We start from the raw sequence: 18,454 nt of genomic DNA, 5'->3' as shown, positions 1-18,454 counted from the left end.
TCAAAAAAGTACCTAGCTTTTTCAACAGTTCTTGCTTCATCTAATTCTGGTAACAGTGCCACAACCTACGCCCTCCATGATAAAATAAAGTTACTAATGTTTATTCGCATGGCGCTGACTTCGGTTGGCGCTTTTTTATTTGTAAACAACGGATTCAAATTCATTTCCTGCAAATTCAATGAACACTCTTTGATTCTTTGAGTTCAATCAATTCAGATTGAAGCTCGATAATATGACTATTAGTTGTATCCATTAAGGCAAGTATCAGCGAATATACAAAGACAACAATAACCGCAAATATCCGCATCCATTTTGCTTCAGAATTACCAATAAATGCCACGCATACCCACATAAGCACTGTGTTTATCAGAATGTCATATCTGTTTAACCAGCCAAACACTCTTTTTAGCCAATTCATTACTCGGCCTCCGATATTTCACGAACAATAATATCATATTCAACAGGAACGGCATTATGCTTTTGCAAGTCATGGCGAACCTCATCAGCTGTTTGTTTTCTCGCCCACACAGTACCATCATCTGGCGAGATAAGTTCATATAAATCTTCGCCATTCGCACTACAAACATTAACTCGTGATATAACATAAAGTTCATCGCTGTCTGTAAATAGATAACTCCGACCCTGCTCAATTTTGTAACTTTCAGTACGGTCTAGTCTTTCAATTGTTTTAATTTGTCCGCTCATTACTCCGCCTCTAAATATTTTTATTTTTAAAAATTAAATATCAAAGACAATTTCTACATTCACTTTTTGTGAAATACGATCGTCTTTCTTAACCCTTACCCTTTGTTGTATTCCAACACGCTTTGCCCTAATTTCGTCAATATCATCTATACCATCAATACGTACAACTATGATTTGAGGCATTCCGCGTGATTTTCGCACTTTCCCAGGTACAGAATAAAGCGGTAGCCTCTTAATCCATTTCTTTGCAATCATAATGGCGTCTTCTTTAGTCTCGACAGGTGGCAATGTTATAGCTGTTTCTCTAGTAACTATAGTAATTGGGTTATTGAACACATCTTTTTGCCCCGCTGATAAATACCTAGAATAGGTAATTTTGGGTGCATAAATCATAAACATTCTCCAATCTCATCGCAACTGTTGATTATTCGCTCCCACGTCAATCCATACTGCCAAACAATCTAGCTCACTATTAATGTCTATAGATGAAATAGTTGCTTCTAAGTATTCTTTGTTTAGAACATTCAACAGTGGGCTATTTTCTCCATAATCATATTGGCCGATTTCAAACCAATCTTTTAACGGATTTGATGACCTTTCATTAAAGACCCGAATTGTTTTCGAAGCAAATTTATCATCAGCATTACTGGCTTCTTCAAAATAATCTCTAAAATTAAAGATTTTAATGAGTTGCATCAAATTCATTACTCGTCCTCCCAACGTGAATCAGTACCCGTCTTTTGATTTTGTCGCCAAATCTTAAACTCTTCATCAGTTAGCTCAACCGGAGTTAGATGATAATTCCTAAACAGTTCACGAGTAAACGGCCATTTCTCGCCTAATCCAGACAACCACTTATCAATCTTGTGATAATGTTCAGCTGCTTCTGCATAATTATCGTTATTAAATCCCATTGCGATTGGCGCATCGACATCACCATACTCATCATCCCAATTAGCAACTTCACTCGAAAATGGTGCATACTTTCCTGGACGCCTTTTGCTTTCCCATAGTAGTACTCGTTTCATTACTCCGCCTCCAATAACTCTGGGTTCTCGTGGATATTTCCGATGACATTAGCAATCACTTGATTAAGCCGAATGTTGCCAACGACCCATTCACCAAATTGCGAATACTCTACAACGCCTTTTTCAATCAACCCATAGATTGAAGCTGAAACAATATCACCTTCATAAATCTCAACACCATTCTTATCTTTGAGACCTGTGTATTGCTCTAAAATCCTATCATCTGGATCTACGTAATACGGTTTCTTACCCCAATAATCAATCACATACATCATGCCTTGTGAATTCAACATAAAATCATCTAAGAAAATTTCGTCCTTGATTAACCACGCCCGAAACTTAATCTCTCGTTGTGCCATTACTTAACTCCTAATCTTCCAACTTTTTCAAAGTTTCTTTTGCAATAAACGATCGTTTTGCTAACTTAGTTGCATCTGGTGTTAGATTAGCCTTATTTAAATCAACATAGATACTACTAATTGTCTTAAGTGAGTCTCGCATTATTTCGTTATCCTTGAGGGTATGTTTATTTACCCACTCTTGATAATAGTTATAGTCACTCGCAATTTCTTGCATTTCTTTTGACCGCTTTTCATAGTCAATTCTTGCCTTCATCGTTCTGATAGCAAAATAGAAATACAGAATTGCACACGCAACCATCAATCCAAACCCTGCCCAATCTTCAATACTCATAATTTTTCTCCTAACCTAATTCGTACCAACTGACATATCCCGCTTATCTTTAGTCGTTGTCATCTTCTACCACCTTTTGCAAGCATTAACCTGTATATTCTTGCATCACTTAGCACATCAGAATAACTACCAACACTATTAAAGAAATCATTATTTAATGCTTGCAACTGCTGGAGTAAATCCCCAATTGCATCTTTAATATCGCTCTCGTAATCATTCTCACTATCTAACATATCCATCAAACTTATTAAGACTTCTCGTACATTTGCTCTATCATCAGAAAACTTTGCCATTACTCAACCACCTCATAAGACTTTTCAAAAAATTCTTTTTTAACAATGCTTAACTTATCGCTGAGCGTTCTAAGTAGGTAATCCCCATTATTTGCATATCCGATTCCCGCAACTATCCACTCACTACTGCATGTTGCGTAAAACATATCATCATTGAGAACAAGTAGTTCAACCCATTCAGGGACTTCATCGAAGTCATCTATATACTCACATTGCCAGGCTTCTAATACTTCGCCTGTCTTACGATTAAGAACTTTCATGACCTACGCCCTCACAATCTTTACATCGATTAGTTTGTCAGTAGTTCGATATTCTTTTTCAATTAAATCGAGTGGTGTCCGAACCTGAGCTACCACTTGATTAAGTGTTAAATTCACCAGACAGTAGCCACCATTTTCTAAATGAGAAACTAAATATAAATTGTTGTCTTCTGCTACAAACACGTTGCCAAGTTTGTATATATCTTCTGGTGTTTGCTTCTCAACTTTATCAATTTCAACTTTCATCATTTACTCCTATCGTTGCTTCATATATCAGCGACCCAATATACTCAATTACATTAACGGTTACGCTGTTACCCGCTTGCTTGTATAGCTGTGTATCGCTCATACCTGACGCTTTTGCTTTGTCAAATAAATCATCTGGAAAAGCTTGTAGTCGCCAGCATTCTCGCGGCGTAAGTTTACGAATACGGTATTCAGCTTCAGCCACAAAGTTATTTTCCTGGTAGCTGCTTGCTGACAATGTTGGTGCAATATTGTGTACGCCACCTTTGTTAAATCCCCGACCAAGTTGGATAATGCGAGGCTTTTTTAGTAATACCCCATGTCTTGCCATTGTGGTTAATGTAAATGAAGGTTCACCATTTGTTTTAAATCTACGTCCACCTTGCTTCATATTTAACCTGTCCGGATTCATAACAGGAATTGCAATACGATTAGGTGTTTTATAGTCAGTTGCGGTCAATGTTGGTGCAATCCCATCAATACCTAAAACATTTCCCCGACGTCCATGCCTTGGATCATTAACCGACGTTAAATCACTGATACTTGCAACATTAACTTTGTTGTTTTCTCTGAGGAGAGGTAGTATTTCTCGTCCACTTGATCCTCTAAGATGTCCGATAATGTACACTCTTTCCCGATTTTGTGGGACACCGAAGTCTTTGCTGTTAAGTACACTCCATTCTGTGTCATACCCCAATTCATCAAGCGTGGCGAGGATTGTTCTAAAAGTTCGCCCTTGGTCGTGATTGAGAAGCCCTTTAACATTCTCAAGGAGTAAAAGCTGTGGTTTGATTTCTTTAGCTGCTCTTGCGATTTCAAAGAATAAAGTTCCCTTAGTTTCGTCAAGGAAACCTTTTCGCTTTCCAGCAATGCTAAATGATTGGCAGGGAAAGCCGCCGGCAATAAGCTCAACTGTTCCATTAAATTCCCTCCATTCTTCATCAGTTACTTTAGTAATATCAGTTGCAGTCCATTCGCCTTGAGTATCATACATAGCTTCATAAGATTGCCTGGCAAACTTGTCGAGTTCAACATAACCAGCTGGCTCAAATCCAGCCCTTGTAAGTCCAAGACGAAACCCACCAATACCACTAAACAGGTCTAGAAATTTCATCATTTACTCCTATCACTAATCAGTAACCAACTGGCATAAATAGCTAACGCCGCTCCAAAGATAATCATTCCAAAAATCATCCAAGGATGTGCACAGATAAATAACCAAATTTGCCACCGCATCAGTAATCTCTCCTATCAACGTCTTCAAAGTAGACCTCTTCGAGACCGTTGTATTTTGCATCTTCCATTGTTAAAACTCCTTCTTTGAATAACTCTCTAACAAACCACCGCTTTAACTGTGGGCTCTGTGCTCGCCAAGCTAGCTGTTGGTTATCAGTCCATGTCATTATTCTTTTACCGCTAGGCTCATAAGCTTGTTGCCAAAACTTGCCGTCAGACTTACGAATAATGTAGTAATACTTATTCATCTCCAACACCGCTTTTTCTAGTGCTGTATTTGCTAATCATCTTGTAAGCATTTCTCAGTTCTTTAACTAAAGGCTGAGCTTCATCAACATCCCACTTCTCATAACTGCCTAATTCTCTTAAAATTCGCAGTTTTTCTTTTTTCCAGAACTTATATTTTTCTTTGTCACCCAGGTAAAGCCCACCAATCATATGAGCACTATCAATACCATGCTCTTTGCGATAACGAACTGAATACTTACTACTTTTGAGTGATTTAACGGTGTAACCCCAAGTGTCTGCAATTTCTTCAATAGTTGCTCCGGCTTCTAATTGCTTACAGAACTCTGCATATCTTTCCTCATAAGACCATTTATTTTTTCTTGGCATTTCAAAACGGGTTCACAGTCTTCTCACCCTCGACTGATAGTTTTACTAAATAATCAACACTTATTTATCATTTAAATCTAACAATGCGTTACACATTTAAAATAAACTGGGTTGAATATCCAACAACATTTTTTCTTTTGCTGCTTTGTAGAAGTCTTTTTTTATTTCAAAACCATAGGCTTCACGACCCAAACTTGCCGCAGCTCTTAGAGTCGAGCCACTCCCAGCAACTGGATCAATTACTACATCGCCCCTATCTGTAAAGATTTCAATTAACCGTTCCAACACACCTTGCGGCTTTTGTGTCGGGTGTACTTTGGGTATTTCTTTACCATCACGACCCCAACGCATCCAGTTAAAAATCATCTCGCCATTATTATTGAACTTTGGGAGCTTATCTCTATAAAGAACTGTTGCATATTCAGTTGCACCAACAACCTTCATGTTTGCTTTTAAAACTTGCGGGCTAGTATCTTTTACAAAGACCATTGGAAAAGAATGCTTAAACCCATACTTCTCACCATATGCGGCCACCATCGGCATTTGTTGAAAAGAACTAAAGACAATCATTGCTGGGGCTTTACCAGTTTCCTTTGGCTCTTTAATAAGCATTCGATTGGCAAAGTGCATAAACTCAACGATATTGAAATTCTTATCTGTATCAAAGAATTGCTTATTAGCCTTGTCACTCTCACCCTTTGTGTTATCTCCATCTACATACCATTGATTTGAGCTTGCATACGCATTATTTCCCAAGTTGTATGGAATATCCGCAATTAATAGCTGCGCTCTGGGTAACTGATATGATTTGAAATTCTGAAAATTATCGTTGTACAATTCAACTTTCACTTCGATTAACCAGTCCTTTAACATCTTCTTTAGTGCCTTGTTCTAATTCAATTACATCAACCACAATGCATGGTTTATCACTGTAAAGCTTCTTGGCTACAATCTCGACAATCTGATTATCATCATGCCAAAAGACACCGTTTAAACCATCTTCAAATGCCTTCAAGTAATTTGATAAATCCGGCTTTTTAACTGGGAACCATTTATCAGCCTTAATAAGCGCTCTCTGCCATTTTGTAGTGGCTTTGGGTATTTCCCTATAAAAGGTGACTTCTAACCTTAGCGGCACATCTGCTACGGAAATATTGCTAGTTTTAGCTAACCCTAATCCAACCGCTCTAAGTAGCTTTTTAAACTTGGCTGTCTTTGGTGGGTCATAGACACTTGTAAAATTGCCCCGCCTAGAAAACCTCGGTCGCTCTTGTTGCTGTGGTGCTAAAGCAATCTCATAGTGCCATTGCATCAGTCACCCGCTCTTCATCAGATACCTGACTAACAATTACTTCTGTGCAACCGATATTTTGATAAGCCTCGGCTAATTTTTCGGCTTGCTGCCTGGTGTTCCGAAAAGTCTCGCTCTTAGCACCGTAAATATTTATAAAGCTAATTTGATACATAACTATGTTTCCTCTTTCTGTTTAAACTGTTTGTTCAAACTATCTAACGCCTGTTGTGCAGCTGCTAAGTCTTCGCTGCTTACTGGCGCAACATTTTGCTCTTCAAAGTTTGGTCGAGCTTCTTTAACTTTTGGAGTTCCACGATTTCTACTCCATTTAGCCTTTTGGTTAGCTCGTTGTAAGTCGAGTACTTCAATCTCTGCAACATTTTTAATGCCTTTGTCATACCAATCTTTCAATGGTTTCTTAGCATAGTTCCAAGTTGGAACCCCATTCTCAACCGCACGACTAAGTGCCTTTATGATGATATTAGCTGACTCTTGTTGGTCATTTGTCAGCCCATTAAAGTCATTCATCTCATTTCGCAACTCTTCAGCAATTAGTCCACCAATCATGCCGAAGCCATTGCTTTGGAAAAAATTAGCTACTTGCACTTCTGGTTTTGGCAGCAGCGGCTTATCTTTAGTATTTAAGTCATTAGTAATATCAGTACTTGGTATATAAGTACTTAGTAGCATGCTGTTTTCCACATGTGGATTATCCACTTGTGGGTTTTCCACATGTGGGAAACCGCAATGTGGGTTGTTCAAAAATTCCTTAGAATCAGAAACTTCTTTCTGCCAGCGAATCACTTTCCCTTTTTCATCAGTTATTCGTCTATTAATGGCATAACCGGCTGCTTCTAATTCACTCCATGCTCCACGAGTTGATCTGATACCATTCTTAGAGTTCTTAGCTACCTCTTCAAAATATATTACCCAGTCATCTGGCAACATCATTAAATAACTAAGCAGCCCTTTAGCTTGTAATGTTAGGTCCTTATCCCTTAGAAAGTCATTATTAATAATCGTGAAGTTAGAGCTCGACTTTTTACGTTTAATAGTCTGCCTCATTTATCAAAACCTCTAAAATGGTAAGTCATCATCTGAAACTTGAACCTCTTGTCCTATGCCAAATGGGTCATTATTCACTGGTGACTGTTGGTTGTTGCCAAATGAGTTGTTATTAGCTTGATTATCAAAGCCAGGATTATTGTTCGCCCCTTGTTTTACCTGACGGTCAGCCCGACTTTCAAGGAAAGTGAAACTATCAACTACAACTTCCGTAACATACCGTCTTTGACCACTTTGATCATCATAAGAACGAGTTTGTAACCTACCCTCAATGCCAACTAGTGAACCCTTACCAAAGAAATTCGCAAAGTTTTCTGCTGGTTTACGCCAAATAACTGCGTTAATAAAATCAGCTTCACGCTCTCCATTTCCATTTTTAAACTGACGGTCAACCGCAAGCGTAAAACTTGCTACAGCCATACCTGATTGTGTGTAGCGCAGCTCAACATCTTTTGTTAAGCGCCCTGTTAGGACAACCCTATTTATCATGGTCTAATTCCTCCATTCGTTTCTTAGTCATAATGCCCAACCTGATTAAGTCTTCTGGCTTTAAAGTGACACCTACTACATGATATTCAGCCGAGAAGCTTGGCCAACCCATGTTGTGTGCTAATCCATGATGTTCCCGGCATAAAGCAATTAATTCACGACCTCGGTGATCAACTAAATTACGGTTATTACCCATACCAATAGCATCCACATGGTGCACATCTGCATGTTTGCCACAGATAACACATGAACGATACTTTAGTGATTGATACATGTAAGCCTTCAAGTCATCTTGATATTCAAGCGCACTCTTACTCATCGGCACATGATGTCTTAGTGCATATTCAAGTAAGAACGTTATAAATTCACGAGCTGTTGTCATATCGACAGTCGCAAAACTAAAGTATTCGTGACCAGTTTCAGCTTCAAAGAAATACTTCATCCACTCTTTCATCTCGTCAGGAAAGTAACCAAAGTAGTTAGCCATTTCGCCCATAATTGCATAAGCCTTTTTGCGTTGAACTGGACTTATATGTCTATCATCTGAAATCTGTAGCACGGCCTCGGGTTGTTCAACTGTCGTGTATAGGGACAAGCTAGCCAGCTCTTCAAGGCTTTCAACAGATAAAGTCACCCTATGGCCTGAAATGCCTGTGATACGTCCCCATAGCTCCATATCTAGCTCTCAATATTAGATAGGTTGTCATTGGTTAATAACGTAACTGCCCCTAATAGCATTGATGCACTATTGATTTTCAATCTATCAAGGCCACTAGGTATAGCATCAGCCTCTTTCTTTTGAATAACCGCCATGACCGCTGCCAATTTTTCTTTTGGTACTAACTTCATTAGCTCTTTAATCTTGGCAATAATCGCAGAAAGTTGACGTTCTTGGTCTTGTTTCATGCGTGCAATCTCAGTGATTTGTTGCCCATCATCTTCTGAATCGGCCACCACCATAAATGCCTGTGCTAAGCTTGTCCGCTCTGAATAAGTAAGATTAGATTTATTAGTTTGCGGCTTATTATCGAAAGGAACAGGCATTCCTTCTAAAGCGATAGCTTCACCTGACCCATGCCTGATAGTGGTGACAACATATTGGATTCGGTTACCATTGCTATCAAGATCTAATAAGGTTTGTTGTTGGTAACTAATCGGTACGTCAGCCTTTTTAATGGCATTTCGAATAACCTTTTCAACAATTGCTTTGTCAATATATTTTCCGAAGTGTCCATCTTTACCTTGTGTTTCTAAATTAGGTTGTTCAATTGCAGCTTGAACTTTTGCTAAATCAGCATTTAACTCAGCCGTTGGTGTTAATTCAACTTGATTCCTCATAACTTCCTCCTATGCAGGGTTCAATCCACCATACTTATCAACCATGTAGCGAACCCCACCATTATCACTGATAAAAGTAATTGCAGCTGCGTTTAAATCGTTTATTGAGATGTAGCAGCCGTTTAATTCCATAACTTCATCATCTTCTTGCACCTCAGTACCGTCTGATAAAGTAAATGTTTTAACTTCTTCCGGGTCGAGTTGACCATCAAGCATGTTCATTGTCATATTCCTCCACTCGCACCTTTGACTCTTCAATGTTTAAGCCTGGTAACTTATCTTGTAGGCTATCTAACTCGGATTGGGTGAAGCGATTCTTATGATGGCTATCCTCTAAAGGAGTTGAAAAATTAAACCGTCTTTCCTGAAAGGCCAAACCAAGCGTTTCATCATTTAAAACATCTCGCTTATTAACTGGTGAAAGTACATAATAAAGCTGTTCTTTTTTAACTTTTGAAAGTAGCGTAGTTAGCAAATTTCTTTCTTCGCTCTGAGCAGATTTAAGCTTCATTACTAGATCGACACTTAAACCATCAACCCCATCTAAATAATTTGTTAAGGTTTTAGAGCTTTCTGCACTTTCCGATAAAGTCTTCAGTGTAAAAATTGTTTCTTGAATATCTAACATGATTAGCTCCTATATGTTTTGCTACTATTCACCTCAAGTGATAAAATCAAGAGGTAAATTTCTTTCCACATTTTATTGATTTTGCACGTTAGTGGTTGCAGCCATTGACGTGCTTTTTTTGCATAAAAAATGAACTAAATTAACGAACCCAATCAATGCCCCTCCTGTTGCTAAAATCACTGTAGCAAAACCAAAAAGCAGTTTTAAATCATCAATAGTTATTGCGTGGTACATGTTTTCACCTCCCTTCACCTCTGCCATAGGCCTTTAACAGTTCTTGCGAATACCGACCATTTTCAACTTCAACACCAAGTTTTTTAAAACGCTTATCGAAACGGATAGATTCATCAAAATATGACCTAGACCTAGAAAGCAACGCAGCAGCTTCGTCAGCAGTGACCATAATTTTTTGTTCAATTGGCATTACTATTTTCATCTCTATACCTCCTTCACATCTAAATAATTCAGAAATTTATTAACAAAGTATTGCTGGCCTTTGCCAGTGACTTTGGTTGTGAACGTTAGTTTCACAGAACCGTCTGGATTGGCATGTGAGCTTTCCTTAACTTTAAAAAGTCCTTGGTCAATGTACCGTTGTGTAGGCCGGTTATACTGGCTACCTTGTTTATGAAGATATCCATTATCTCGTAGCCAACCAAACAGTCGATTTTGACCAATTTGTACACCATTTTGAGAAATTAACTTAGCTAAATCACCAACTAAAATTGTCTGATGGCTAACATTCACAGCATCGGCAAAGATTGCTTTAGGCTTCATCTCCGCAATCTGTGACTCATAATTTAGCATTTTGCTTTCTGCGTACTGTAGAGAACGTGCCATCATCATTTCAGGTGAATTAAAAGCTTTCTCAACTGCAATGAAATAGTTACGAACTTCATCTCCACGCTGTGTATCCGTCAACATTGAAATAGATTTAGCTGTTTCAGTTGTTAAGAAATAATCGTCCATAAGTTTCGTTGCGCCATATTGGTTGGTGGTCACCTCGGAGTGACCGGCAAAATAATCAATACCGTCAATGTATTTAAAGCCCCATTGCTTCCACCAATCACTAAACCGCTTTTTTGAATCTAACGTCTTATGCAAGTCACGAGCACTGACCCGTTGTTCGCCTTGCTTAGTTGTTTGAACTTTAATCAATTCGTTCATATTTAAAACCTCTCTACCGTTCTAACCAGCTAACACCGTTGTAATGTGTGTATTCAAAAAATGTTTTTAAATGTTTCTTTGCTGCTGGTGTCTTTTCATCTCCAGCAATGATACGAGTAACATAATTACGGGAAGTTCCAATTAGCTTTGCCAATTCATCAGTTGTAAAATCTGAATCTTTAAAATAGTTTGCAAACGCCTGCTGTGCTTGTTGAATTGTCCAGTTTGCTTTTCGAACTTCTTCTTTAGTAATCGTTGACATATAATAGTCCTCCTTGTGATATGATTAATTAGTAAGTAATTAATACTCTTCAATAATTTAAACGAGGTGATAAAATTGACATCTGATGCTGAAAAACTATTAGTCCTAATATTCAAAAATTATAAGGATAAAATAAAAGCGGGTTCTAGTCGTTCAAACGCAAAAAAATTTGGTCATTATGAAGAACTTCATGCTGCACTAAATCTAAACATCTCTTTGGTAGACACTGCTGACTATATCGGCGAATTAGTTAAAGCAGAATACCTTGACGCCTCGTATGGTAGTAACCTCCCAATGGAAGTCAAACTTACCGACAAAGGAATAGAATTTGGCGAAAAGAAATTTGTTAATGACGTTAAAGATGTCCTAAATTGGGCAGGTTCGATCGTTAATATCTTCAAACCCTAGGCTCTTGTTTCATAGCATATTCAACAATTTTTCCCGAGATTTTTTCGAAGATACTATTTTGATAAAAATCATCTTGAATCGGCCTATTTTGCTTTAACTCATTTAAAGCATCTAAATAGGTCGTATTTTTTTGTAATAATTGTTCAACTATCTTATTGACAAAATCTTTTTCCGTCGCTGATAAATCCTCTTGCTGTTTAATGCGAAGTTGTTCTAGGTCCTTAGCTATTCCAATAATTTCTTGGAATGTACTTAAATCATTTTCCATTTTGTTATGCCTCCTGCTTAAATTGATGCTTACGAAGCGCTGACATCTAGTTCAATACTAGGTAGGATGCCTTCGTTTTTTAACAAGTTATAAATGAATACACGTCCTTTTTGAGTCCATTTAGTATTCATAACAACCTTATCCTGACCAACACGCTGCGAAATATCTTGTGTCTCACTAAACGTATAGCCGTGATTCTTATGCTTTGAATAGAGTAGCCATTGACCACCCACTTTATGTTGAACTCTCAACTGATAAAGCTTTGCGTTCATTTTTTGAGCAGACCAACCATAATCTTCTGCAATTTGACTAATTGTTACTAAAGACTTTGATTTCATAATCTTGTCGTAGTAATCAGCCTTTGGACGACTTTCTGCAACTTGTTGTGCCAGCATTAGCTTCTCAGCTCGTTCTTGCTTTACTTGTGTAGCAAGCTTGATAATCGTGTCTGGGTCAGCTAGGACTTCTTCTACTTTTGAATCTGTTAGATATGCACCACGCTTCCTAATCGACGGCAGTACTTCACTCGTAACCCAATCTTGAAACTTTTCAGCTGCTGCGTTGTTAGCCTTAATGGCCAACTTATAGAATTGTGGTTCTGTAATGAAATCACCTTTCCCAACTTTCTGGGAAAAATTACCCAAATATTCATTAACTCGAGGCCAACGAACATAGTTTTTGCCACTTTTGGCAAAAGTGGTAATACCTAATCCAGTCGCTGTTGTTTCTGCATCAAAGAAAATTTCACCATTTACTTCTTTAACTTTTAAACCATTAAAGATTTGTACTTCATTCATTCCTCACGTCCCCTATCTATTCAAAATTCCGTCAACATACTTCTCAGCGTCATTTAAAACTCGTTCTGCTGTAGTAGTTCCAGCTGTACCTTTTTTAACGTTGTTCCATGTTGTCTTTGAAATGCCAAGATAATTTATTACTGCCGTTTCGTTCACACCGGCAATGTTTTTAGTTTCGAAAATCTTACCAACTAGCCGACCTACACGAGCTAGATAATCACGGTCAATCGTTACTGCCACCATATATGCAATCCTCCTTTTATTATTTGGTGTACTTTTGTTCTTTTATTTTGTTTACCTTCACATAAATATGTGCTAGTATATACACATAAATAAGTGCACTAAAACACTAACGAAGCAACTAATCTTACCGTCATACTGGTTTTATTTGCTTTTGTTTTGTACATCGCTTTTTTAAAGAACTTAGGTACATGAATAATATTAGCACATATTTATGTGAAAGCAAGAGTTTTTTTAAATAAATATGTGATTATAGATTCATTGCCAAATTGGAGTATTGATATGACTATATTTGAGCGCGTAAAAGAAGCTTCAAAAAAGCAAGGCTATAGTAGTTTAAAAACTTTAGCCGAAGCAGCTGGACTATCTCAAAATGTAATATATGGTTGGAAAACTAATAAACCTAGTGCAACTGCTTTAAGTGCTGTTGCTGATAAATTAAACGTCTCAGTAGACTACCTGTTAGGCAACACAGACGAAAAAAAGCCCCACTCCGCTAGGAATGGGGAAAAGAAAAAATTTGATTTATATGAAGTGTCAGATGACGAACGTAATGACATACTATCAGCAAATGGTCAGGCTATATCTGATGAAGATTGGGCCATTATTAAAGCAGTCTTAGCAAAATATCCAAAACGTGGAGAAAAGTAAATCATGAACAAAATTAAAGACTGGATTTTGGATGACATTTTAAATTCAATTAATAAACTTGGATTTTGTGTCGAAACTGCTGAAATTGAAACTCTTCACGCATGTACAGACAATACACGAGAGTTAATAATTTATAACCCTGACTTAGCCAGTCTATATGAGTTATCCGAAGAGTATATTCATGCCCTAAAACATCATCACCGAAGAAACCCAGAATATGATTTTAGAAATCCTGATGAAGCTGAAGCGCATGATTTGGCTTTAGACTACTTACTAGAAAGATGGTGTTCTTACGAGTGCCCTAATAATTGGTTATTCTTTATGGAAGCTATGGGAACTCCAGCATATCTTCAGGATTCTATTATTGATAAATTAACTGCCTTAGCTGGCACTTTTTTTTAAACTTGTTTGTGACAAAATAAACTTTACGTTTGGAATTATTCGTTTTAAAAGCTAAGAAAACATTATTTTAATATTATTATTCATTAGGAGATAATGATGACTAGAAAAATATACTTGGTAGCTATAGCACTTATTTTTATTTTGGGAATTATAGGCGGAACGTTCATATACGTTTCAAGTCACCAAATTAGTAGTAACAAAACTGTGAGTGCAAAAATAAACAATAGTAACTCGCAATCGGGAGTAAAAATTTCAAACTCATCTTCGACTACGAGTGTACATAATTCAACTGGTTCTGCTGCAGCGTCCTCAAATAAGACAGTATCTTCTACTGAAACAACAAGTAAGGAACCTAGCACTACTAATATTTCAAAAGATACAAATACTCTATCAGGTTTCATTAATACTTATGGTATGACTCCAGCAGCTTGGCTTGTTCAAAATAAAGGTATGTCAACTGAAGAAGCATTATTAGCAACTCCTGATAGCATGGAAACAACTGGTGAACTTCAAACAGAATATTCATATATTCATTCGAAATAAGCAAATTTTTCAGGAATTAAACTACATTTGTCTTAGAACAAATTACGTGCAAACATGATTCACGTTAAAAGCTTTGATAAAGAGGAGGTATATGATGATTGAGTCATATAAGAAGTTTTGGGTTAATATCTTTGATTTTTCTGGGGTTTCGGGTCGTGCAGATTATTGGTGGCCTGTAATTATAAACTATATTTTAGGGCTAATTATTGGTGTTTCATTTGGAGGAGCTGCTGGTATTTTACCTGATACATCATCCGTAAGGCTTGCTGGAGCTGGATCAGTTGGAATTCTATACATCATTTCAATTATTATCTGGATTGCTACATTATCAGTCAAATTCCGCCGTCTTCACGATACCAATCGCTCAGGCTTCTGGATTCTTATTAACTTTGTACCAGTAATCGGTAATATTTGGTTCATTATTTTAATGTTGCTACCATCTAAGCAAAGCCGTTGGAATTAGCACATTACCTACCTGTTTTAGGTGGGATACATATACACGTGCAAACATGAACCACGTTAAAAGCACTGTAGGAGTAGTGATTTGGGTATCACTTTTTTGGGTGAATTTTATGTTTAAACGTCTTAATAAATATGTTTGGTTAATGTTATTAACAACGCTTTTAGGAGTTAGTTCGGATTTCTCTTCTTCAGTATTAACAAACCAAGTTAGTGCGAATAAAAGCAGCAGTACCAAGCAGTATCAAAAGAAAGCTGACAAACTAAAAATAAAAGGCAAAAGTGTTAAAGACGCTAAAAAAGCCTTGAAAAAGAGTTCAACATTTAAAAAAGCCACTATAAAAGTTACTGATTCAAATAACCATGATGTCCCATCTATTGATTCATTGCATATCAATTCTGCAAAAGTCTCAACTCCAAAATTCAAATTAGACAAGCATGGAAAGTTAAAATATATCTATCTAGTAACTAAAATCTCCCCAGAGAAAGTAAGCTCTGCTGTTTCATCATCTGAAGCTGCAGTAAGTTCTTCTAAACAGGCTGCAATAGACAAAGCCTCTTCTGAATCTGCCAGTAAAGCCGCATCAGAAAGTCAGCAAGCTTCAATTTCTGCTTCCGAAAGCCAACAGGCAGCAACTTCATCACAAGCTGCTGCTCAAACTCCTGTTTCTACAAGTGGATATACAAAAGATTATCGTGGACGTTGGCATCGTCCAAACGGGCAGTATGCTTCAAAGGTTGAAATTGCTCAAGCTGGTCTAGCTTGGTAATAATATCTTTCCGTCGTTGGACGGAATACATATATACGTGCAATCATGATTCACGTTAAAAGCTTAGAGCTTAGGAAGCATTAATTTATTAGATATTTAAACTTATTACATTATTAAACTATTAGTATCCTAAAATTGATTTGATGTGATACTGTTGTGATTATTTCGAAAAGTAGGATTAGAGGAGACTATTATGATCTGGAATTATTTTAAAATTTTTATGTTTATTATTTGTATCACTTTTATAGTTGTTATATATTGTTTAACTAAAATATCAAATATTAAAGAGGATAAATTGGCAAGTTATGATATAGATTGGGACGAAATCAACAATATAACTGACTATCAGCATACAGATGATGCTGACACGATTTTGCTACGTCTTCATATTTACAAAAATAGAGATAGTAAAAATTATGCGAATGCAGTGCTCAAATTCATACAGGATAATAGCGAATTCCAATATGGAAAACTTCCTTATTCAATAACAAAGCATGAGTTTAACTCTAATCCTGAAGATTCGTTTTTAGGTTTTCAAATTGTACGTCCAACTCTTGATGTATATGCCAAAAGGAACATGAATCAAACAACTTCCAATCAATTCACTAATCATTATACAAATAACTATAATGGAAACGGCCAAATAACAAATATAGATAATTCTGTTAACTTTAATAATTCGCAACAACTAATCATTAGCAAGCTTCAACAAGCAAGTAATGATTTCACAAATGATCCTAATTTATCGGTAGATGATCGCCATATTATAGTCGCACTTTTACAAAAAATTGAAAATAACACTGAAAAATTGCCAAAGAATGAACAAGACACTCTCTTAAGTAAAGTTAATAAATATATTGGTTCTATCAGTAGTGCAGCTACATTGATACAGATATTAACCAGCATATTTTAAAAAAGCCCTGCCAAAGCAGAGCCAAGATACAAGAATTACTTCTTGCGTTTCTTAATTACATCAATAATAAACGGCGTTGCAACGCTGCCTACCAATGACAGACAAGCAGTAAATACTGCTAATACGAATTGAAGTACCAATGCAATTGGCCTCCTCTCTAGTGCCTTTTATCGACGCGGCACGAAGATTAGTGTACCAAAAATAATTGCAAAATAAAAACCGTTCAGGCGTCGATTCCTAAACGGTTTAAGAAAAGAGGCCAATGCCTGCTTCTCCAATTCGTACTTAAAGTATAACACTTGTAAATTTATATGTACATGTATCCGTTTTAACCATTACGTGCAATCATGATTCACGTTAAAAGCTTTTCTAGACACAAAAAAGCTATCCTCGGCGACGAAACCAAGAATAGCTTAGACATGCAGGTTTTCCGGCATGTACACATTTGTTAAACAAAGTATAACACGTCCCACACGATTACCCACAAATAAAATCAGCCCTAGACCTGAGTATGTCTTTAAACTGCTTTAATTCATTCAGAAAGATTAGGTCTAACTTATGGCAAGCGTATTTAAACGAGGTAAAACCTACACTGTTTCTATTTCAATCAAAGAAAATGGCACATATAAAAAGAAGTCTAAGGGTGGCTTCAAAGGTAAAACAGAGGCTAGAGCTTGGGCTAGAGAACAAGAAGAATTAAACGCCAAAGGCTACATAGTAACCAATCAAGAAAAACTACTATCTGATTTCTTTCGTGAATGGTATGAGCTATACAAACAAGACGTTTCCTACTCCACTAAGGTGTGGTACAGACGTACAGAAGCTCATATAAAAGAACTCTTGCCCGGCATAACTGTGCAAGCCTTCAATCGGTCAATGGCGCAAGAGTTCTTTAATACGCTTGGTAAGCGATATGCTACCGAAACGGTGCAAAAGATTAAATATCAACTTCATCAAGCTCTAAAGTCTGCCTTGTATGAAGGCATAATTATCCGTGATCCAATTACTGATATAGCAATTACCGGAAAAGACGGCAAGCATAAAGATTTGAAGTTTTTAGAAGAACCGCAAATAAAAGCATTAGCTTCGTATATCCAAGAAATACAGCCCTCTGAGCGCTCTTACTCAGATATGATGATTTACCTAGGACTGTTCACAGGCGCCCGCTATGAGGAACTGGCTGCCCTCACGTGGAATGATTTTATCAATGGGTATATCGACATAAATAAATCTTGGAATCAAGTAACTAAAAATATTCAGGTGACTAAAACAAAATCTTCTGTGCGTCGTGTTTCGGTTCCTATGAATATCATAGATGACTTTAATATCTGGAGCCCCACTCATAAACGTACACAGTTTATCTTTGGCGATGACCAACCAATTACATCAGCTGCTGCGAATAAAAGATTAAAATCACAATTAGTAGCTATCAAGTCGCCTAAAATGATTACCTTTCACGGTTTGCGCCACACTCACGCCTCTTGGTTACTTTCACAAGGTGTTGATATTCAGTACGTTTCTGAACGTTTGGGACACACTAACGTCGCAATGACTTTAAGAGTCTACACTCACATGCTTGATAGAACAAGGAAATCAGAGGATGATAAGTCGCTAAAACTGCTCTAAAACTTGTAGTAAATTTGTAGTAAAACTTGTGTGAAACGGTGGAAAATGACGGGAAATC

Annotated in this window: 38 protein-coding genes; 8 read left to right on the top strand and 30 right to left on the bottom strand. The window is 37.1% G+C overall.

What is annotated here, in order from left to right; genetic code table 11:
- Positions 1-175: 175 nt before the first annotated feature.
- From TT13_RS11255 to TT13_RS03930, 27 genes are all read right to left on the bottom strand, one after another.
- Entirely contained in the window at positions 176-340 is a 165-nt protein-coding gene (locus TT13_RS11255; RefSeq protein ID WP_190279611.1) for a hypothetical protein, read from the bottom strand.
- A 77-nt stretch (positions 341-417) separates the two neighbouring features.
- Positions 418-705, bottom strand: coding sequence for a hypothetical protein (locus TT13_RS04040; RefSeq protein WP_027698811.1), 288 nt, complete (start codon positions 703-705; stop codon positions 418-420).
- Between the two features lie 33 nt (positions 706-738).
- On the bottom strand, positions 739-1,098 hold the full coding sequence (locus tag TT13_RS04035; RefSeq protein ID WP_027698810.1) for a hypothetical protein: 360 nt from the start codon (positions 1,096-1,098) through the stop codon (positions 739-741).
- A 15-nt stretch (positions 1,099-1,113) separates the two neighbouring features.
- On the bottom strand, positions 1,114-1,410 hold the full coding sequence (locus tag TT13_RS04030; RefSeq protein ID WP_027698809.1) for a hypothetical protein: 297 nt from the start codon (positions 1,408-1,410) through the stop codon (positions 1,114-1,116).
- Positions 1,410-1,733 (bottom strand): hypothetical protein, encoded by a 324-nt coding sequence (locus tag TT13_RS04025; RefSeq protein ID WP_027698808.1) that lies wholly within the window; start codon positions 1,731-1,733, stop codon positions 1,410-1,412. The genes TT13_RS04030 and TT13_RS04025 overlap by 1 nt, the downstream gene beginning before the upstream one ends.
- Positions 1,733-2,092, bottom strand: coding sequence for a YopX family protein (locus TT13_RS04020; protein WP_027698807.1), 360 nt, complete (start codon positions 2,090-2,092; stop codon positions 1,733-1,735). Before TT13_RS04020 ends, TT13_RS04025 begins: the two co-directional genes overlap by 1 nt.
- A gap of 10 nt (positions 2,093-2,102) precedes the next feature.
- Positions 2,103-2,426 carry a hypothetical protein gene (locus tag TT13_RS04015; RefSeq protein WP_027698806.1) on the bottom strand — a complete coding sequence of 108 codons (324 nt, stop codon included), beginning with the start codon at positions 2,424-2,426 and terminating at the stop codon, positions 2,103-2,105.
- 59 nt (positions 2,427-2,485) lie between these two features.
- Positions 2,486-2,719: a hypothetical protein gene (locus TT13_RS04010; protein WP_027698805.1), complete on the bottom strand. Its 234-nt coding sequence runs from the start codon at positions 2,717-2,719 to the stop codon at positions 2,486-2,488.
- A complete protein-coding gene (locus TT13_RS04005) occupies positions 2,719-2,979 on the bottom strand; it encodes a hypothetical protein (RefSeq protein WP_027698804.1) in 261 nt (86 codons plus the stop codon). The genes TT13_RS04010 and TT13_RS04005 overlap by 1 nt, the downstream gene beginning before the upstream one ends.
- 3 nt (positions 2,980-2,982) lie before the next feature.
- Positions 2,983-3,225, bottom strand: a complete 243-nt coding sequence (locus tag TT13_RS04000; protein ID WP_045476588.1) for a hypothetical protein — start codon at positions 3,223-3,225, stop codon at positions 2,983-2,985.
- Positions 3,215-4,339 (bottom strand): DNA cytosine methyltransferase, encoded by a 1,125-nt coding sequence (locus TT13_RS03995; RefSeq protein ID WP_027698803.1) that lies wholly within the window; start codon positions 4,337-4,339, stop codon positions 3,215-3,217. The genes TT13_RS04000 and TT13_RS03995 overlap by 11 nt, the downstream gene beginning before the upstream one ends.
- On the bottom strand, positions 4,339-4,461 hold the full coding sequence (locus TT13_RS11605) for a hypothetical protein (RefSeq protein WP_278279335.1): 123 nt from the start codon (positions 4,459-4,461) through the stop codon (positions 4,339-4,341). Before TT13_RS11605 ends, TT13_RS03995 begins: the two co-directional genes overlap by 1 nt.
- Entirely contained in the window at positions 4,461-4,709 is a 249-nt protein-coding gene (locus TT13_RS03990; protein WP_027698802.1) for a hypothetical protein, read from the bottom strand. Before TT13_RS03990 ends, TT13_RS11605 begins: the two co-directional genes overlap by 1 nt.
- Positions 4,702-5,076 (bottom strand): hypothetical protein, encoded by a 375-nt coding sequence (locus TT13_RS03985; RefSeq protein WP_027698801.1) that lies wholly within the window; start codon positions 5,074-5,076, stop codon positions 4,702-4,704. Before TT13_RS03985 ends, TT13_RS03990 begins: the two co-directional genes overlap by 8 nt.
- 96 nt (positions 5,077-5,172) lie before the next feature.
- Positions 5,173-5,949 (bottom strand): DNA-methyltransferase, encoded by a 777-nt coding sequence (locus TT13_RS03980; RefSeq protein ID WP_202815365.1) that lies wholly within the window; start codon positions 5,947-5,949, stop codon positions 5,173-5,175.
- On the bottom strand, positions 5,915-6,388 hold the full coding sequence (locus TT13_RS03975) for a RusA family crossover junction endodeoxyribonuclease (RefSeq protein ID WP_027698799.1): 474 nt from the start codon (positions 6,386-6,388) through the stop codon (positions 5,915-5,917). Before TT13_RS03975 ends, TT13_RS03980 begins: the two co-directional genes overlap by 35 nt.
- Positions 6,372-6,542, bottom strand: coding sequence for a hypothetical protein (locus TT13_RS11250; protein ID WP_190279610.1), 171 nt, complete (start codon positions 6,540-6,542; stop codon positions 6,372-6,374). The genes TT13_RS03975 and TT13_RS11250 overlap by 17 nt, the downstream gene beginning before the upstream one ends.
- A 2-nt stretch (positions 6,543-6,544) precedes the next feature.
- Positions 6,545-7,435, bottom strand: coding sequence for a DnaD domain-containing protein (locus TT13_RS03970; protein ID WP_027698798.1), 891 nt, complete (start codon positions 7,433-7,435; stop codon positions 6,545-6,547).
- Between the two features lie 12 nt (positions 7,436-7,447).
- Complete coding sequence (ssb, locus tag TT13_RS03965) at positions 7,448-7,924, bottom strand: single-stranded DNA-binding protein (protein WP_027698797.1); 477 nt, start codon at positions 7,922-7,924, stop codon at positions 7,448-7,450.
- Positions 7,914-8,600, bottom strand: coding sequence for a putative HNHc nuclease (locus TT13_RS03960; RefSeq protein WP_027698796.1), 687 nt, complete (start codon positions 8,598-8,600; stop codon positions 7,914-7,916). The genes ssb and TT13_RS03960 overlap by 11 nt, the downstream gene beginning before the upstream one ends.
- A 2-nt stretch (positions 8,601-8,602) precedes the next feature.
- On the bottom strand, positions 8,603-9,262 hold the full coding sequence (locus TT13_RS03955; protein WP_045476585.1) for an ERF family protein: 660 nt from the start codon (positions 9,260-9,262) through the stop codon (positions 8,603-8,605).
- 9 nt (positions 9,263-9,271) lie between these two features.
- Positions 9,272-9,484: a hypothetical protein gene (locus TT13_RS03950; protein WP_027698795.1), complete on the bottom strand. Its 213-nt coding sequence runs from the start codon at positions 9,482-9,484 to the stop codon at positions 9,272-9,274.
- Positions 9,471-9,890: a hypothetical protein gene (locus tag TT13_RS03945; RefSeq protein WP_027698794.1), complete on the bottom strand. Its 420-nt coding sequence runs from the start codon at positions 9,888-9,890 to the stop codon at positions 9,471-9,473. Before TT13_RS03945 ends, TT13_RS03950 begins: the two co-directional genes overlap by 14 nt.
- 72 nt (positions 9,891-9,962) lie before the next feature.
- On the bottom strand, positions 9,963-10,124 hold the full coding sequence (locus TT13_RS11245; protein ID WP_190279609.1) for a hypothetical protein: 162 nt from the start codon (positions 10,122-10,124) through the stop codon (positions 9,963-9,965).
- Between the two features lie 4 nt (positions 10,125-10,128).
- Positions 10,129-10,326: a hypothetical protein gene (locus TT13_RS03940; protein ID WP_027698793.1), complete on the bottom strand. Its 198-nt coding sequence runs from the start codon at positions 10,324-10,326 to the stop codon at positions 10,129-10,131.
- A 2-nt stretch (positions 10,327-10,328) separates the two neighbouring features.
- On the bottom strand, positions 10,329-11,057 hold the full coding sequence (locus TT13_RS03935; RefSeq protein ID WP_027698792.1) for a phage antirepressor KilAC domain-containing protein: 729 nt from the start codon (positions 11,055-11,057) through the stop codon (positions 10,329-10,331).
- 13 nt (positions 11,058-11,070) lie between these two features.
- The gene (locus TT13_RS03930) at positions 11,071-11,319 is read right to left on the bottom strand and encodes a hypothetical protein (protein WP_027698791.1); all 249 of its coding nucleotides are present in this window, start codon (positions 11,317-11,319) and stop codon (positions 11,071-11,073) included.
- A 75-nt stretch (positions 11,320-11,394) separates the two neighbouring features.
- Here TT13_RS03930 and TT13_RS03925 point away from each other — a divergent pair, with 75 nt between their 5' ends.
- Complete coding sequence (locus TT13_RS03925) at positions 11,395-11,727, top strand: hypothetical protein (RefSeq protein WP_027698790.1); 333 nt, start codon at positions 11,395-11,397, stop codon at positions 11,725-11,727.
- Here TT13_RS03925 and TT13_RS03920 read toward each other — a convergent pair.
- Genes TT13_RS03920 through TT13_RS03910 form a run of 3 tightly spaced genes read right to left on the bottom strand, consistent with a single transcriptional unit; the run spans position 11,717 to position 13,035 of the window.
- Positions 11,717-11,995, bottom strand: coding sequence for a hypothetical protein (locus TT13_RS03920; protein ID WP_027698789.1), 279 nt, complete (start codon positions 11,993-11,995; stop codon positions 11,717-11,719). The two genes, TT13_RS03925 and TT13_RS03920, sit on opposite strands and share 11 nt — an antisense overlap.
- Positions 11,996-12,024: 29 nt before the next feature.
- Positions 12,025-12,792: a phage antirepressor KilAC domain-containing protein gene (locus TT13_RS03915; RefSeq protein WP_027698788.1), complete on the bottom strand. Its 768-nt coding sequence runs from the start codon at positions 12,790-12,792 to the stop codon at positions 12,025-12,027.
- A gap of 12 nt (positions 12,793-12,804) precedes the next feature.
- Entirely contained in the window at positions 12,805-13,035 is a 231-nt protein-coding gene (locus tag TT13_RS03910) for a hypothetical protein (protein WP_027698787.1), read from the bottom strand.
- Positions 13,036-13,248: 213 nt separating this feature from the next.
- Between TT13_RS03910 and TT13_RS03905 the strand changes: the two genes are divergently transcribed.
- From TT13_RS03905 to TT13_RS03875, 7 genes are all read left to right on the top strand, one after another.
- On the top strand, positions 13,249-13,683 hold the full coding sequence (locus tag TT13_RS03905; protein ID WP_242868517.1) for a helix-turn-helix domain-containing protein: 435 nt from the start codon (positions 13,249-13,251) through the stop codon (positions 13,681-13,683).
- A 3-nt stretch (positions 13,684-13,686) separates the two neighbouring features.
- Entirely contained in the window at positions 13,687-14,085 is a 399-nt protein-coding gene (locus TT13_RS03900; protein WP_027698785.1) for a hypothetical protein, read from the top strand.
- Between the two features lie 96 nt (positions 14,086-14,181).
- Complete coding sequence (locus TT13_RS03895) at positions 14,182-14,628, top strand: hypothetical protein (RefSeq protein WP_052348529.1); 447 nt, start codon at positions 14,182-14,184, stop codon at positions 14,626-14,628.
- A 94-nt stretch (positions 14,629-14,722) separates the two neighbouring features.
- Complete coding sequence (locus tag TT13_RS03890) at positions 14,723-15,091, top strand: DUF805 domain-containing protein (RefSeq protein ID WP_027698784.1); 369 nt, start codon at positions 14,723-14,725, stop codon at positions 15,089-15,091.
- Positions 15,092-15,200: 109 nt separating this feature from the next.
- Positions 15,201-15,857 carry a hypothetical protein gene (locus TT13_RS03885; protein ID WP_052348528.1) on the top strand — a complete coding sequence of 219 codons (657 nt, stop codon included), beginning with the start codon at positions 15,201-15,203 and terminating at the stop codon, positions 15,855-15,857.
- Positions 15,858-16,050: 193 nt separating this feature from the next.
- A complete protein-coding gene (locus tag TT13_RS03880; RefSeq protein WP_027698783.1) occupies positions 16,051-16,770 on the top strand; it encodes a hypothetical protein in 720 nt (239 codons plus the stop codon).
- Positions 16,771-17,328: 558 nt separating this feature from the next.
- Positions 17,329-18,396 (top strand): tyrosine-type recombinase/integrase, encoded by a 1,068-nt coding sequence (locus tag TT13_RS03875; protein WP_027698782.1) that lies wholly within the window; start codon positions 17,329-17,331, stop codon positions 18,394-18,396.
- Positions 18,397-18,454: the final 58 nt, after the last annotated feature.

Source organism: Weissella oryzae SG25, from assembly GCF_000691805.2.
GTDB lineage: Bacteria > Bacillota > Bacilli > Lactobacillales > Lactobacillaceae > Weissella > Weissella oryzae.
Note: the sequence above shows the minus strand (reverse complement) of the source record. Positions and strands in the feature narration are given on the sequence as shown.

Bases quoted from the DNA above. Each gene is read 5' to 3' on its own strand.
- TT13_RS04040 (WP_027698811.1), bottom strand. From the start codon at position 705: ATGAGCGGACAAATTAAAACAATTGAAAGACTAGACCGTACTGAAAGT.
- TT13_RS04035 (WP_027698810.1), bottom strand. From the start codon at position 1,098: ATGATTTATGCACCCAAAATTACCTATTCTAGGTATTTATCAGCGGGG.
- TT13_RS04030 (WP_027698809.1), bottom strand. From the start codon at position 1,410: ATGAATTTGATGCAACTCATTAAAATCTTTAATTTTAGAGATTATTTT.
- TT13_RS04025 (WP_027698808.1), bottom strand. From the start codon at position 1,733: ATGAAACGAGTACTACTATGGGAAAGCAAAAGGCGTCCAGGAAAGTAT.
- TT13_RS04020 (WP_027698807.1), bottom strand. From the start codon at position 2,092: ATGGCACAACGAGAGATTAAGTTTCGGGCGTGGTTAATCAAGGACGAA.
- TT13_RS04015 (WP_027698806.1), bottom strand. From the start codon at position 2,426: ATGAGTATTGAAGATTGGGCAGGGTTTGGATTGATGGTTGCGTGTGCA.
- TT13_RS04010 (WP_027698805.1), bottom strand. From the start codon at position 2,719: ATGGCAAAGTTTTCTGATGATAGAGCAAATGTACGAGAAGTCTTAATA.
- TT13_RS04005 (WP_027698804.1), bottom strand. From the start codon at position 2,979: ATGAAAGTTCTTAATCGTAAGACAGGCGAAGTATTAGAAGCCTGGCAA.
- TT13_RS04000 (WP_045476588.1), bottom strand. From the start codon at position 3,225: ATGAAAGTTGAAATTGATAAAGTTGAGAAGCAAACACCAGAAGATATA.
- TT13_RS03995 (WP_027698803.1), bottom strand. From the start codon at position 4,339: ATGAAATTTCTAGACCTGTTTAGTGGTATTGGTGGGTTTCGTCTTGGA.
- TT13_RS11605 (WP_278279335.1), bottom strand. From the start codon at position 4,461: ATGCGGTGGCAAATTTGGTTATTTATCTGTGCACATCCTTGGATGATT.
- TT13_RS03990 (WP_027698802.1), bottom strand. From the start codon at position 4,709: ATGAATAAGTATTACTACATTATTCGTAAGTCTGACGGCAAGTTTTGG.
- TT13_RS03985 (WP_027698801.1), bottom strand. From the start codon at position 5,076: ATGCCAAGAAAAAATAAATGGTCTTATGAGGAAAGATATGCAGAGTTC.
- TT13_RS03980 (WP_202815365.1), bottom strand. From the start codon at position 5,949: ATGTTAAAGGACTGGTTAATCGAAGTGAAAGTTGAATTGTACAACGAT.
- TT13_RS03975 (WP_027698799.1), bottom strand. From the start codon at position 6,388: ATGCAATGGCACTATGAGATTGCTTTAGCACCACAGCAACAAGAGCGA.
- TT13_RS11250 (WP_190279610.1), bottom strand. From the start codon at position 6,542: ATGTATCAAATTAGCTTTATAAATATTTACGGTGCTAAGAGCGAGACT.
- TT13_RS03970 (WP_027698798.1), bottom strand. From the start codon at position 7,435: ATGAGGCAGACTATTAAACGTAAAAAGTCGAGCTCTAACTTCACGATT.
- ssb (WP_027698797.1), bottom strand. From the start codon at position 7,924: ATGATAAATAGGGTTGTCCTAACAGGGCGCTTAACAAAAGATGTTGAG.
- TT13_RS03960 (WP_027698796.1), bottom strand. From the start codon at position 8,600: ATGGAGCTATGGGGACGTATCACAGGCATTTCAGGCCATAGGGTGACT.
- TT13_RS03955 (WP_045476585.1), bottom strand. From the start codon at position 9,262: ATGAGGAATCAAGTTGAATTAACACCAACGGCTGAGTTAAATGCTGAT.
- TT13_RS03950 (WP_027698795.1), bottom strand. From the start codon at position 9,484: ATGAACATGCTTGATGGTCAACTCGACCCGGAAGAAGTTAAAACATTT.
- TT13_RS03945 (WP_027698794.1), bottom strand. From the start codon at position 9,890: ATGTTAGATATTCAAGAAACAATTTTTACACTGAAGACTTTATCGGAA.
- TT13_RS11245 (WP_190279609.1), bottom strand. From the start codon at position 10,124: ATGTACCACGCAATAACTATTGATGATTTAAAACTGCTTTTTGGTTTT.
- TT13_RS03940 (WP_027698793.1), bottom strand. From the start codon at position 10,326: ATGAAAATAGTAATGCCAATTGAACAAAAAATTATGGTCACTGCTGAC.
- TT13_RS03935 (WP_027698792.1), bottom strand. From the start codon at position 11,057: ATGAACGAATTGATTAAAGTTCAAACAACTAAGCAAGGCGAACAACGG.
- TT13_RS03930 (WP_027698791.1), bottom strand. From the start codon at position 11,319: ATGTCAACGATTACTAAAGAAGAAGTTCGAAAAGCAAACTGGACAATT.
- TT13_RS03920 (WP_027698789.1), bottom strand. From the start codon at position 11,995: ATGGAAAATGATTTAAGTACATTCCAAGAAATTATTGGAATAGCTAAG.
- TT13_RS03915 (WP_027698788.1), bottom strand. From the start codon at position 12,792: ATGAATGAAGTACAAATCTTTAATGGTTTAAAAGTTAAAGAAGTAAAT.
- TT13_RS03910 (WP_027698787.1), bottom strand. From the start codon at position 13,035: ATGGTGGCAGTAACGATTGACCGTGATTATCTAGCTCGTGTAGGTCGG.
- TT13_RS03900 (WP_027698785.1), top strand. From the start codon at position 13,687: ATGAACAAAATTAAAGACTGGATTTTGGATGACATTTTAAATTCAATT.
- TT13_RS03895 (WP_052348529.1), top strand. From the start codon at position 14,182: ATGACTAGAAAAATATACTTGGTAGCTATAGCACTTATTTTTATTTTG.
- TT13_RS03890 (WP_027698784.1), top strand. From the start codon at position 14,723: ATGATTGAGTCATATAAGAAGTTTTGGGTTAATATCTTTGATTTTTCT.
- TT13_RS03885 (WP_052348528.1), top strand. From the start codon at position 15,201: ATGTTTAAACGTCTTAATAAATATGTTTGGTTAATGTTATTAACAACG.
- TT13_RS03880 (WP_027698783.1), top strand. From the start codon at position 16,051: ATGATCTGGAATTATTTTAAAATTTTTATGTTTATTATTTGTATCACT.
- TT13_RS03875 (WP_027698782.1), top strand. From the start codon at position 17,329: ATGGCAAGCGTATTTAAACGAGGTAAAACCTACACTGTTTCTATTTCA.